This window comes from Xanthomonas citri pv. citri (assembly GCF_000961215.1).
Taxonomy (GTDB): Bacteria; Pseudomonadota; Gammaproteobacteria; order Xanthomonadales; family Xanthomonadaceae; genus Xanthomonas; species Xanthomonas cissicola.
This window is the reverse complement of sequence record NZ_CP008998.1, coordinates 4,149,721-4,162,400: the sequence shown is the minus strand read 5'-3', so window position 1 is coordinate 4,162,400 and position 12,680 is coordinate 4,149,721. Positions and strand designations below refer to the sequence as shown.

General features: G+C 65.4%; 13 protein-coding genes. 10 read left to right on the top strand and 3 right to left on the bottom strand.

What is annotated here, in order from left to right; translation table 11 throughout:
- Positions 1–4 precede the first annotated feature (4 nt).
- From xpsH to AMD14_RS18265, 10 genes are read left to right on the top strand one after another with little or no spacing between them, the layout of a single operon-like run.
- Entirely contained in the window at positions 5–514 is a 510-nt protein-coding gene (gene xpsH, locus AMD14_RS18305) for a type II secretion system protein XpsH (RefSeq protein ID WP_005920744.1), read from the top strand.
- Positions 511–927, top strand: a complete 417-nt coding sequence (gene xpsI, locus AMD14_RS18300; protein WP_003490498.1) for a type II secretion system protein XpsI — start codon at positions 511–513, stop codon at positions 925–927. The genes xpsH and xpsI overlap by 4 nt, the downstream gene beginning before the upstream one ends.
- Entirely contained in the window at positions 924–1,559 is a 636-nt protein-coding gene (locus tag AMD14_RS18295) for a type II secretion system protein J (RefSeq protein ID WP_011052345.1), read from the top strand. Before xpsI ends, AMD14_RS18295 begins: the two co-directional genes overlap by 4 nt.
- Complete coding sequence (locus AMD14_RS18290; RefSeq protein ID WP_003490495.1) at positions 1,556–2,407, top strand: type II secretion system minor pseudopilin; 852 nt, start codon at positions 1,556–1,558, stop codon at positions 2,405–2,407. Before AMD14_RS18295 ends, AMD14_RS18290 begins: the two co-directional genes overlap by 4 nt.
- Complete coding sequence (locus tag AMD14_RS18285) at positions 2,404–3,525, top strand: PilN domain-containing protein (protein ID WP_003490492.1); 1,122 nt, start codon at positions 2,404–2,406, stop codon at positions 3,523–3,525. The genes AMD14_RS18290 and AMD14_RS18285 overlap by 4 nt, the downstream gene beginning before the upstream one ends.
- Entirely contained in the window at positions 3,509–4,162 is a 654-nt protein-coding gene (gene gspM, locus AMD14_RS18280) for a type II secretion system protein GspM (RefSeq protein WP_015463600.1), read from the top strand. The genes AMD14_RS18285 and gspM overlap by 17 nt, the downstream gene beginning before the upstream one ends.
- On the top strand, positions 4,152–4,943 hold the full coding sequence (gene xpsN / locus AMD14_RS18275) for a type II secretion system protein XpsN (RefSeq protein ID WP_011052343.1): 792 nt from the start codon (positions 4,152–4,154) through the stop codon (positions 4,941–4,943). The genes gspM and xpsN overlap by 11 nt, the downstream gene beginning before the upstream one ends.
- The gene (gene gspD, locus AMD14_RS18270; RefSeq protein ID WP_011052342.1) at positions 4,940–7,231 is read left to right on the top strand and encodes a type II secretion system secretin GspD; all 2,292 of its coding nucleotides are present in this window, start codon (positions 4,940–4,942) and stop codon (positions 7,229–7,231) included. The genes xpsN and gspD overlap by 4 nt, the downstream gene beginning before the upstream one ends.
- Positions 7,221–7,571: a hypothetical protein gene (locus AMD14_RS24760; RefSeq protein WP_015472687.1), complete on the top strand. Its 351-nt coding sequence runs from the start codon at positions 7,221–7,223 to the stop codon at positions 7,569–7,571. Before gspD ends, AMD14_RS24760 begins: the two co-directional genes overlap by 11 nt.
- 53 nt (positions 7,572–7,624) lie before the next feature.
- Positions 7,625–8,455, top strand: a complete 831-nt coding sequence (locus AMD14_RS18265; RefSeq protein WP_015463598.1) for a glycosyltransferase family 2 protein — start codon at positions 7,625–7,627, stop codon at positions 8,453–8,455.
- 406 nt (positions 8,456–8,861) lie between these two features.
- On the opposite strand, the gene AMD14_RS18260 is transcribed toward AMD14_RS18265, so the two are convergent.
- From AMD14_RS18260 to AMD14_RS18250, 3 genes are all read right to left on the bottom strand, one after another.
- Positions 8,862–9,590 carry a UTRA domain-containing protein gene (locus tag AMD14_RS18260; protein WP_005933565.1) on the bottom strand — a complete coding sequence of 243 codons (729 nt, stop codon included), beginning with the start codon at positions 9,588–9,590 and terminating at the stop codon, positions 8,862–8,864.
- A gap of 105 nt (positions 9,591–9,695) precedes the next feature.
- A complete protein-coding gene (pnuC, locus tag AMD14_RS18255; RefSeq protein WP_004429152.1) occupies positions 9,696–10,271 on the bottom strand; it encodes a nicotinamide riboside transporter PnuC in 576 nt (191 codons plus the stop codon).
- Between the two features lie 225 nt (positions 10,272–10,496).
- Complete coding sequence (locus AMD14_RS18250) at positions 10,497–12,659, bottom strand: TonB-dependent receptor (RefSeq protein ID WP_015463597.1); 2,163 nt, start codon at positions 12,657–12,659, stop codon at positions 10,497–10,499.
- Between the last annotated feature and the right edge of the window lie 21 nt (positions 12,660–12,680).

The following is a 12,680-nucleotide window of genomic DNA, read 5'->3' as shown; positions in this document are numbered from 1 at the left end:
CGCCATGCGCGTTGCGCGTCAGCCGTTGCGTCATCGGCATGGAGTGGTCGGCCCTGGTCGGGCACGCGCGCGTGGCACCTCGTTGCTGGAGATGCTGCTGGTGATCGCGTTGATCGCACTGGCCGGCGTACTTGCCGCTGCCGCATTGAACGGCGGCATCGACGGCATGCGCTTGCGCACTGCCGGCAAGGCGATCGCCTCGCAGCTGCGCTACACGCGCACCCAGGCGATTGCCACCGGCACGCCGCAGCGGTTTCTGATCGACCCGCAGCAGCGGCGCTGGGAAGCACCCGGCGGCCATCATGGCGATCTGCCGCCGTCGCTGGAAGTGCGCTTCACCGGCGCGCGCCAGGTGCAATCGCGGCAGGATCAGGGCGCGATCCAGTTCTTTCCGGATGGCGCTTCTACCGGCGGGCGTATCGATCTGCAGGTCAAGGACGCCAGATGGCGCGTGGACGTGGGTTGGATCACCGGCGAGGTGCGCTCGGGCCCATTGCGGACGCCGGCGCCATGAAGCGTCAGCGCGGTTACACCCTGATCGAAGTGATCGTTGCCTTCGCATTGCTGGCGTTGGCGTTGAGCCTGTTGCTCGGGTCGTTGTCCGGTGCTGCACGCCAGGTGCGCGCGGCCGATGAAAGCACGCGCGCCACCTTGCACGCGCAATCGCTGCTGGCCGTGCAGGGCATCGACAAGCAGCTGGAGCCCGGGCAGCAACACGGCACGTTCGAAAACGGCCACTTTCGCTGGTCGATGGAAGTGCGCCCCTACGACGAACCGCGGCGCAACCCGCAGGCGCCGATGTCGCCCGGCGCGCACCGTCTGCTGCAATTGACCTTGGTGGTACGTTGGGGCGAGCAGCCCAATCAGATGCTGCAATGGCGCACGTTGCGGCTGGTGGCGGCCAACATGCAGGGCAGCGCGCCATGAGCCGTTCGCGCAGCGCAGGCTTCACCTTGATCGAAGTGCTGCTGGCCACGATGTTGCTGGTCGGTGGGTTGGCGTTGGCGTTTGCCACCTTGCGCTCGGCCAGTGCGGTGAGTCAGCGCGGCGAAGCGATCGCACAGCGCAGCGAGCGCGTGCGTGCGGTGGAAGAATTCCTGCGACGGCGCCTGGCCGCAGCATTGCCGATCGCCATGGGCATCGATACGCAAAGTCAGCAGCCGATCCTGTTCATCGGCGAGCCGCAACGCCTGCGCTTTGCCGCAGACGTGCCCGATTACCTGGGCCGCGGCGGGCCGTACCTGCACGACGTGTCGGTGGCCGGCGATGGCGATCGGCGCAACCTGCTGATTGCGTTGACCATGCTGCAGTCCGGCAAGCCGATCGAAGAAAGCAGCCCGCTGCCGCCGGAGACACTCGCTCAAGGCGTGCAGCAGGCGAGTTTTCGGTATCGCGGCATGGATCCGCAAAGCGGGCGCCTGAGCGCGTGGCTGCCGCAGTGGGAATGGCACGACCGTCTACCGCTGATGGTGCGCATCGACATCCGCAGTGACGGCGCCGCATGGCCGCCGATGGTGGTGGCGTTGCCGCAATCCAGCAACCCGGGGGCAGGGCAATGAGTCGCGCGCGCGGTGCCGCGCTGGTGCTGGTGTTGTGGTTGATTGCGTTGCTCACCGCGATGATCGGTGCGTTTGCGCTCACCGCACGTGTTGAAGCGCTGCAGGGCAGCATGCTGCGCAACGGTGCGCAGGCGCAGGAGTACGCGCGCTCTGGCCTGGAATACGCGTTGTTTCGCTTGCAAGATGCCGACACCCAGGCACGCTGGCGCCCGGACGGCCGGCGCTATCGCTGGCAGATGGACGATGCCAGCGTGGAGATTCGTATCACCGATGAAAGCGGCAAGGTGGATCTGAACATGGCCGAGCCCACCTTGCTGGCCGGTCTGGTGCGCGCGGTGGGCGGCGAGCAGGCCAGTGCCGGGCGCATCGCCGGTGCCATCGCCGATTGGCGCGATGGCGATTCATTGAGCCAGCCCGGCGGTGGCGCGGAAGATCGCGACTACGCCGATGCCGGGCTACCGTATGGCGCAAAAGACAGTCCATTCGAAACCCTGGGCGAACTGCGCCTGGTGCTGGGCATCGATGGCGAGCTGTATCGCAAGCTGTTGCCCAACGTCACGCTGTACAGCGGTCGTTCGCGGCCTGAAGCGCGGTTTGCGCCCGCCCCGGTGCTCACCGCGATGGGGCTGGACGCGCAGCAACTGCTGGCCCAGCGTGACGCGCCGCTGGGTTTGCCGGGCAGCGAGGCGACGGTCGGTGGCTCGGGCACTTATAGTATCGAGAGCCGGGCGCGACTGAGTCAGGGACGCGAGGCCGTGTTGCGGGCGGTGGTGTCGACCAGCGCGTCTGCATTACCAGGGTCGGCCTATACCGTGTTGCGTTGGGAAGAGGGAGCAGCAGTGCAATGACCGCATGGCGGGATACCTTGGGGCGTATCGGCGTACGCGCCATGCCGGGGGCCGGAGGTTTCTGGCGTTGGTGGCAACAATCGCTGCTGGCCTGGCTGCCGCAGCGGTGGCAGTGGCAGTTGGGTCTGTCGCAGGCACGCCTGTTGTTGCAACAGGACGGCAACACGCTGCAGTTGCTGCGCCAGCGCGATCACAGCTGCGATACCGTCGCCAGCCTGCCGTGGCCGGTGCATCCGCAGGAAGTCAACGACGTGCTGCCGACCGCGCTTGAAGCCCTGCCGCGGCATTGGCTGTTGCCGGCCGCGCATGCGTTGCGCCGGCCATTGCGGCTGCCCGCAGCGGCAGCGGCGCGCCTGCAGGACGTGGCGCGTTTCGAGATCGATCGGCAAACTCCGTTCACCGCCGACCAGGTGTATTTCGATGCGCGCGTGCTCGATGTGCGCGAAGACGGCCAGCTCGATGCCGAACTGGTGGTGGTGCCGCGACGCATGATCGATGGCCCGGCCGGCGTGCCGGACGCATGGAACAGTGCGCTGTCGGGCATCGACGTGACCGACGCCAGCGGCCTTCCGTTGGGCGTGAACCTGCTGCCGCCTGCGCGCCGCCTGCGTCGCAGCGACCCGATGCAGCGCTGGAATCTGTTGCTGGCCGCCTCTGCGCTGGTGCTGCTGGCAGTTGCCGGCTGGCTGCTGCTCGACAACCGCCGCCAGGCCGCCGACGATCTGCGCGCCAGGGTGCAGGCCAATGCCGCGCGCGCGCGGCAGGTCGCTGCCGAACGGCAGCAATTGCTGGACCTGGTCGAAGGCGCGCGCTTCTTCCAGCAGCAACGCGCCACCCGCCCCACCTCGGTCGAAATCTGGGACGAACTGAGCCGGCGCCTGCCTGGTGGTACGTATCTGGAAAAATTTTCGGTCGAAGGCGGGCAACTGCAGTTGATCGGATTGAGCAACGAAGCCTCTTCGCTGGTGCGTCGTCTGGAAGGCTCGCCGTTGTGGCGTACGCCGTCGCTGACCGGCGTGCTGCAGAGCGATGCCGGCCGGAATGTCGACCGCTTCACCATCACCGCCGAGCTTGCCGGCCCCGATGCGAAGGAGGCGGCCGATGCCACGCAGCGTTAAGCGCGATCGCTGGATCGCTTTGGGCCTGCTGCTGCTGGTGATCGGCGTGGCCTACCTGGTGCTGGTGCACCCGTGGTTCACCCAACCGATGATCGCGGTGCAGGACGACCTGCAAGCGCTGCGCGAACGCGAACTGCGCGTGCGCGTGCAATTGCAGCAGGCGCCGGAAGTCAGCAAGCGGCTGCGGCAGGCGCGCCAGACGCTGGAAAGCCGCCCGGGCTTCCTGCCGGAAACCTCGGCCGAACTCGCCTCCGCGGGGCTGGTGCAGCGGCTGGAACGGGCGGTGGTGGAGGCCAGTCCTGGCAACCGCAGCTGCGCCATCAGCAACCGCTCGCCGTTGCAGCCGGAGAGCAAGAACCGCTTCACCCGCGTGGCGGTGCAGGTGCGTTTACGCTGCGGCACCCCAGAACTGGCCTCGGTGCTGTACAGCCTGGAAAACGGCACGCCGCGCTTGTTCGTGGACAACCTCAACGTGATGGCGCAGCGCTACCAGCTCTCGCCCAATGAAAGCGGCAACGGGCTGGATATCGCTTTCGAACTGGCCGGCTATCTGCGCCCGGGCGCCAGCGCCGCGCCGCTGAACAACGAGGCCGCGCCTGCTGCCCCCAACGCCGCGGAGGCCAGCAATGCGCCTTGACATGATCGGCCTGCGCACCTGGCTGCTGGCCACCGTGGTCGGTTGGGCACTGCTGGTCTGCGTGCTGGCCGTCGCTGGCCTGGGCAAGCGCGTGGAGCTGCTGCCCGACGACCCGGCGCTGGTGCAGCGTCTGCCCACGTTGCCGGCACCGGCGCCGGAGCGCCTGGGCGCATTCGAGAAATATTCGGAAATCGCCGCGCATCCCGCGTTTGCCGAGGACCGCCTGCCGCATCCGTTCTTCCTGTCCGGCAACGATGGCGGCAATGCCGCTTCGACAGTGCGCCTGACCGGCGTGCTGCTGACGGACAACTTCAAGATGGCGACGTTGACCCTGGACCCGCAGGATTCGGTGCGCGTGCAGCTGGGCGGCGAGGCGGTGAAGGGCTGGCGCCTGCTCGCCCTGCAGCCGCGTAGCGCAACCGTCGAAGGCCCCAGCGGCACGCAAACCCTGGAATTGCACGTGTTCAACGGCCAGGGCGGGCAGCCGCCCACCGCCAATGCCGCCGCACGGGGTGCCGCCCCTGCCGCCCCGCCGGTACCGTCCCCCGACGCTGCCGCACTTGCCCCGCCGCAGCCGCCGCAACCGCAACCTGTCGCGCCGGTACAACAGCCCGGCGGGCAGGCACCGCCAACCGTGCCGCCGCAGCGCAGCGATGGCGCGCAGGAAGCACCACGCCCCTCCGACGATCAGATGCGTGCCATCCGCGAACGCATCGAAGCCCGACGCCGCCAGCTGCAACAGCAGCGCCAGAGCGGCTCTACCCCCGGTCAGACCCAATGAGTGAACGCATGACGCCGCGCCTGTTTCCCGTGTCCCTGCTGATTGGCCTGCTGGCCGGTTGCGCCACCACTCCGCCGCCGGACGTGCGCCGCAACGCGCGCCTGGATCCGCAAGTCGGTGCTGCCGGCGCCACCCGGACCCCCGCCGAGCAGCGCGCCGACGGCGATGCCAACGCCAAGCCCAGTCCGGTGATCCGGCGCGGCAGCGGCACCATGATCAACCAGGGCGCCGCGTCCGCGCCGGCGCCCACGCTGGGCATGGCCAGCAGCGGCAGCGCCACCTTCAATTTCGAAGGCGAATCGCTGCAGGCGGTGGTCAAGGCGATCCTGGGCGACATGCTCGGCCAGAACTACGTCATCGCGCCGGGCGTGCAGGGCACCGTGACCTTGGCCACGCCCAATCCGGTGTCGCCGGCGCAGGCCCTGAATCTGTTGGAAATGGTGCTGGGCTGGAACAACGCCCGCATGGTGTTCAGCGGTGGCCGCTACAACATCGTGCCGGCCGACCAGGCGCTGGCCGGCACCGTGGCGCCCAGCACCGCATCGCCATCGGCCGCACGCGGTTTCGAGGTGCGCGTGGTGCCGTTGAAGTTCATTTCCGCCAGCGAGATGAAGAAGGTGCTGGAGCCGTACGCACGCCCGAATGCCATCGTCGGCACCGATCCGGCGCGCAATGTGATCACCCTGGGCGGCACCCGCGCCGAGCTGGAAAACTATCTGCGCACCGTGCAGATCTTCGACGTGGACTGGTTGTCGGGCATGTCGGTGGGCGTGTTTCCGATCCAGTCCGGCAAGGCCGAAAAAGTCTCTGCCGATCTGGAAAAGGTCTTCGGCGAGCAGAGCAAGACCCCCAGCGCCGGCATGTTCCGTTTCATGCCGCTGGAAAACGCCAACGCGGTGCTGGTGATCACCCCGCAGCCGCGTTATCTGGATCAGATCCAGCAGTGGCTGGACCGTATCGACAGTGCCGGTGGCGGCGTGCGGCTGTTCTCCTACGAGCTGAAGTACATCAAGGCCAAGGATCTGGCCGATCGTCTTTCTGAAGTGTTCGGCGGCCGCAGCAACGGTGGCGATTCCAATGCGTCGCTGGCGCCGGGGTCGGAAACCAGCGTGCTTGGCGGCACGCTCGGCAATCGCGACAGCAGCCTGGGCAGCAGCTCCGGCATGACCGGCGGCAGCATCGGCGACAGCGGCGATGGCAGTTCGTCGGGCAGCAGTTTCGGCAGCAGCGGAAGTGGCAGCAGCAGTGGTGGTCTGGGTAACGGCAGCCTGCAGCTGTCGCCGCGCAGCAATGGCAACGGCGCGGTGACGCTGGAAGTGGCCGGCGACAAGGTGGGTGTCTCGGCGGTGGCCGAGACCAATACCCTGCTGGTGCGCTCCACGCCGCAGGCGTGGAGCTCGATCCGCGACGTGATCGAGAAGCTCGACGTGATGCCGATGCAGGTGCATATCGAAGCGCAGGTGGCCGAGGTCAATCTGACTGGCGCGCTGAGTTACGGCGTCAATTGGTATTTCGAGAATGCTGTGACAACACCGTTCAATGCCGATGGCAGTGGCGGACCTGCCCTGCCATCGGCTGCGGGCCGCAATATCTGGGGTGATATCGCCGGTCGCGTAACCGATGGCGGCGTTGCCTGGACGTTCCTTGGCAAGAATGCAGCGGCAATCATCAGTGCGCTGGATACCGTGAGCAACGTACGTCTGCTGCAGACGCCCTCGGTATTCGTGCGAAACAACGCAGAAGCCACGCTCAACGTGGGCTCGCGTATCCCGATCAATTCCACCTCAATCAACACAGGGCTGGGCAGCGATAGCAGTTACTCGTCGGTGCAATACATCGATACAGGTGTGATTCTGAAGGTGCGTCCGCGCGTCACCAAGGACGGCATGGTATTTCTGGACATCGTGCAGGAAATAAGTACGCCCGGAGCACGACCAGCAGCGTGTACGGCGGCAACCACTACGACCGTCAACAGCGCTGCTTGTAACGTCGATATCAACACGCGCCGTGTCAAAACCGAAGCTGCGGTACAGAGCGGCGACACTATGATGCTAGCCGGCCTGATTGATGACAGCACGACGAATGGTAGCGTGGGAGTACCATTCCTCAGTAAGTTGCCCATCGTAGGTGCTCTTTTTGGACGTAAGACACAGAATACGGATCGTCGTGAGGTTATTGTCCTTATCACACCTTCAATTGTGCGTAATCCAAAGGAGAGTCGCGATTTGACGGATGAATACGCCAAGAAATTCAGGGCAATGCAACCGATAAGTCGGGATGGAAAATAACATTGACCGTCGTGTAATACTAATAAAAAGGATCTTTGTGAAGAATATTAATGGAAGTAAAAAGAAATTTCTCGCGATTTTTGTTGGAATGTGTGCTTTTAGTGGTGCTGCATCAGGTGAGTCGATAGTATATGCTGACTTTTACGGTACCGCGAGATATTCTACGATCGAATCGGCTTTAAAAATGGCGCAAGCAAATGCATTGAATGAGGCTACTCGCTTGCTTTATAGCAAGTGTGTGTTTGTTGGGTATCAATCCAAGCGGCCAAATTTTTACGACCCAAATTGGTATGAGGTTACTGCGGCCTACACTTGTCAAAAGTGGGTTCCTTACCCGTAGAATGTAATTCCTGCAAAAAAATCTTTATAGTTTTCAGTCCGCGTGGAGCGTGGATGCCCCCAATCGTCTTGCTCTCAGTCGGCACCGACGACGAGGCGCTGGATGCGTGCCTGGGCGCATTGGATGCGGCCACGCCCGCAGGAACACGCGTCTGGCTGGCCGATGATGCGCAGGCCGGCCCGCGTGGGCGCGCAGTGATCGAACATTGGCTGGCGCGCACGCAGTTGCAGGCCCATCACACCCGTCGCCAGCGCATGCTGGGCGAGGTAGCGCATCTGGACGAAATGCTCAGCGCCTGCGGCGATGCCGACGTGGTGGTGCTGGGCTTGGATGCCTGCCCGTTGCCCGGATGGTTGCGGCAGCTGACCGCGTGTTTTGCACGCGATGCCGCGATCGCCACCGCCACGCCATGGAGCAATGTGGGCGAGGCCTGCAGCTGGCCGCGGCTGGGCGAACTCAACCCGATGCCGGATGCGCCCGAGCGGCTTGCGGCTGCCTGTGCTGCGATGCCGCCGCTGCACCCGGAACTGCCGTCGGCGATCGGGCACGCGGTGCTGTTGCGCGGAACCGCGCGGCGCAAGGCCGGTGGCCTTGACGCCAGCAGTTACGGCTCGTGGTACGCGGCACTGGTGGACTTGAGCCTGCGCATGGCTGGGCTGGGCTGGCGTAACGTGTTGTGCGAGACCGCCTTCGTTGCCTCCCCGCACGAAGGCCGCCCGGCCGAAGGCGACATGGACGCGCTGGCCACACGCTGGCCGGCCTGGCATGCGCGCCTGGCCAACTTCCTCATGCACGACCCGTTGCGCGCGCAGCGCGACCAGCTGACTCGCCTCCTGGCGCACCTGCCGCCACCGGACCTGCAACGCGCCTTGTTCGAGGCCTAGCGTCGCCGCCGACGAGACCTGCGCGCCGCCAGGCGCGCGGCTATCGTCCGGGATTGACATGGATCACGCATGCACGAAGGCGTTTGTCATCCGACCATGCCCACCTGGCAACTGCAGGTTCCACTCCGCTGCCGCACTTGCCTCGTCTCGCGATCGCGCTTGTCGCGTTACCGGATCGATGTCGTGATGTCTGCCATCGAGCAAAAGACGCAACCACCGCTCGCTCGACGGTCGCGCCTCGTCGATGCCCGCCGCAGCACCTCACCGATGCGTTCTGGCCGAACACCTCATCCGGCTATCGAGCAGTTTCGAATCCGCTGTTGATGACACCGAGGCGGCAGCAAAGCCGCGCGTACCACGAACGCAGCAATGCGGCAGGCTCCTCAACGATTCCCGATTCCCGACCCTAAAAAGCAGACCGCGTCGGCGCCTCGGTCCGCACCACCACATCCAATGCGTCGTGGCGCCAGGATTCGATATCCAGCTCTACCGCGCGGCCGTCTTCGGCAAAGCTGATCCGCTGCAGCCGAAAGCACGGTGTGCCGGGAGTGGACTGCAGCAGCAGCGCCTGTGTCGCGTCCAATCCGGCCGGATGCATCGACAGCTGTGCGCGGCTCAGGAACAGGCCCAGCCGCTGGTTGAACACGCTCGACAGCGATCCGGCCAGATCGTGTTCGAGCAGGCCCGGCGCCCAGGCCGCGAGCACCACATTGGTTTCCAGCAGGACTGCGCGGCGGTCGATCCAGCGCCGACGCTGCAGGACGAACACCTCGTCGTACGGGCTGTCCAGTCGCAACGCCGCGGCGTAAGCCGTGCCTGCAACCTGCCGGGTGGCGCTCAATAATTCGGTGCGCGGCTTGCGTCCTTGCGCCGCCACGTACTGCATGAAACCGGCGATGCTGGTAGGGTCGTAGCGCACGCGCGGCGCGCTGACGAACCAGCCGCGGCGGTTTTCGCGGTAGATGCGGCCTTCGGCTTCAAGCTGCTGCAGCGCTTCGCGCAGCGTGATGCGGGTGCAGGCGAATCGCTCGGCCAATGCGCGTTCCACCGGCAGGCGTTGATCCGGTCCCCATTCGCCGGCTGAAATTTGCGCGGAGATCGCTTCGGTGATGGTGTGTTGGCGCGACACGCTCATGCGGCGAACCGCAGACGGAAGACGCAGGGCGTGAGCAAGGCAATGAGGTGGAAGGCATGCATGTTGCGATGGTAAAGAAGAACGCGCTCGCAAACCGCGACCGGCTTAGCGTGCGACAGCCAGGTTCTGGTTCTGTTGGGTTTTCCAGCTGTGCCAGCCGTACACCGCAAGCGCCACGAAGCCTGCGTAGAGCACGGCAGTGGGGTACAGCCCCTTGCTGATGAAGACGCCGACATAGACGCAGTCGAGCACGATCCACAACACCCAGTTGGCGATGCGCTTGCGTGCTGCCCACACGCTGGCCACCAGGCTGAAACTGGCCAGCGCCGCGTCCAGCCACGGCAGCACCGCATCGGTGCGGTAATGCATGTAGGCGCCGAGTGTCGCAGCGAACGCCGCGCCGATGCCCAGCGAGAGCCAGCGTTCGGCGGACGGCATCGGCAGCGGGCGTATTCGTGTGTCTGCTGCGGTTCCGGGTTGCCAGTGCCACCATCCGTAGAGCTGGGTCAGTACATAGACTCCTTGCAGCAGCATGTCCGAGTACAGCTTCCACTGGTAGAACAGCCACGCATACAACGCCACCGCCACGATGCCCACCGGCCAGCACCAGCGGATGCGCCGCGCGGTGAGCCACACGCCCAGCAGGTTGATCACAACGGCGATGGATTCGAGCAGCGACATGCGGTACCTGGTGCGGTGCGGATCAACGTGGTGCGGGGTAAGACGCGTGAGGGGGGGAAGGACATACAGTTCAGACGTAGGACACGACGCATCGTCGTCCACGAGCACAGGCCGCAGGCGACCTCGCACCGCTGCTGGGTGGGCGTTGGACGCTGCTCAATAGCGCATCGGGCGTCATTGCTGTGCATGCACGGCAGGGCGCGCAATGTGTGCCCACAGTGCAGGTTAGAAATCCACCTGCACCGTCAGCCGTGCAGTGCGTGGTGCGCCGGGGAACAGATACGCATCGCCCTGATATTCGCCGGAATCGCGCCAATAGCGCTTGTCGAACGCGTTGTCCACGTTCAAGCGCCAGGTAGTCGCCAGCCCGCCCAGCGCCGTGGCGTAGCGGGCACCCAGGTTGGCGACGGTGTAGGCCGGCACGCTGGCGTTGCCGAGACGGTCGGCAAACTTGCGCCCGCTGTATTGCACGCCGCCCAGCAGTGCCAGACCATCGATACCTGGCACGCTGTAATCGGCCTGCACGCTGGCGCGCAGCCTGGGCACGTTGATCGCCTGATGGCCTTCGTACTCGCCAATGCCGGTGTCCTCCGCGCGCGCGCGGATTGCCGCGACGCTGGCGAACAGACGCAGCTGCCGGGTCGCTGCGCCGTCGGCAGACAGCTCCAGGCCGCGGTTATGCAGGCGACCCTGCTGCACGTAGAGCAGACCGCCATCGGCCTGCGGTTGGGTGAACTGGTAAGCCTGGCGGATGTCGAACAGTGCCGCGCCCAGGCGCAGGCCCTGCAGGTCGATCTTTGCGCCGGTTTCCAGCTGGTACGCATCGGTGGGCGGCAGGATCTCGTCGGCGTTATCGGCAAACCACGGCGCCGTGCCGCCGGCCGCCAGGCTCTTGGCGTAGCTGGCATACAGCGACATGTTCTGCTGCGGCTTGAACAACAGCGCTGCCTGCGGCAGCACCGTGTCTTTGCGCGTGCGTCGTTCCAGCTGGCCGTCGCGATCGAAGCTGCGTTCGTCCAGTTGCACATAGCGCGCGCCAAGCGACAGTTCCCACTGCGCACCCAGGCCGATCCGGTCGGCCATGAGCAGCGCACGCTGGCGGCTGTCCAGACGACGCTGCTTGGGATCCAGCGCAACATCCGTCTGCGCGAACACGTCCGGGTCGCGATCGATGCTGCCGCTGCCGACGAATTCGTTGACCGAACCAAAACGGTCGATGGTGCGGCGCAGCCATTCGCCGCCGATGCTCAGGTGATGCTCCAGCGCGCCGGTCGCGACATGGCCTTCGAGCGTGGCACGCAGCTGATCGTGCACGCGGGTGTCGTCGGGGCTACGGTAATCGTAGATGTCGTACTCGCCCTGCGCGCTGAAGACGTTCGGGGTGGCGATGTCGGCGCAGCTTGCCGCGCCATAACAGCCCCAGGCGAATGCGGAGAAATCGTTGATCTTCGAACGACTGCGCGATGCTTCGGTAGTGGCGCGCCAGTCGTCGTTGAACTGGTAGGCGTAACGCAGCTGCGCGTCGAGCGAATCCATTTCCACTGGCCGCGCCCACGGCTGGTAGCCGAGCAGGCGGTGCACATCGATATCGCGCGGTACCTGCGTGCCGCCCAGCAGTTGATAGCCTGGCACCGAGCGCTGTTGCCGGTGCTGATATTCCACGTCCAGCTGCAGCAGCGCCTGCGGGGAGATCTTCCAGTCGCCGGCCAGCGACAGGAAATTGCGGTAGCCGTCGGCATGATCGACATAGCTGTCGATGTCTTCGCGTGCGGCGTTGACGCGTAACCCCAGCGTGCGTTCGGCACCGAACCAGTCGCCCAGATCGGCGGCGACATAGCGCGAGCCCTGTTCGTCGGTGCCCAGGGTGACGCTGCGCACGTGCTCGGGCCGCTTGGTGCGGTAGTCGATCAGCCCGGCCGGTTCGTTGACGCCCGATTGCAGCCCGGCCAGGCCTTTGAGCAATTGCACCTGCTGCTTGTTTTCCAGTGCGATCGATTGTTCGCCTACCGCGCTCATGCCGTTGATGCGGTAGCTGTTGGCGGCATTGAGCGAATAGCCGCGCACCACGAAGTTTTCGTAATAGCCGATCGGCGCGTACGCATCGCCGGCGGAGGCATCGGCGCGCAATACCTCACTGAGTACGCGCGCCTGACGATCGAGCAATTGCGCACGATCGATGACCGCGATCGAGGCGGGCGCGTCCAGTAGTCGGGTGGCGCCAAATCCACTTAAAGCCGTACTGGTCTCCACACCTTCGCCACGCACGTTGACCGCGTCCAGTTCGACTGCATCGGCGCCGGGTTGCTGCTGCGCCAGTGCAGGGGCGCAGCAAAACGCCAGTGTAAGCGCAAGCGGGCAGCGGGAGAGCAGGGGGAGGGCAACGGACATTGGGCAAGACTCGACAGAGAA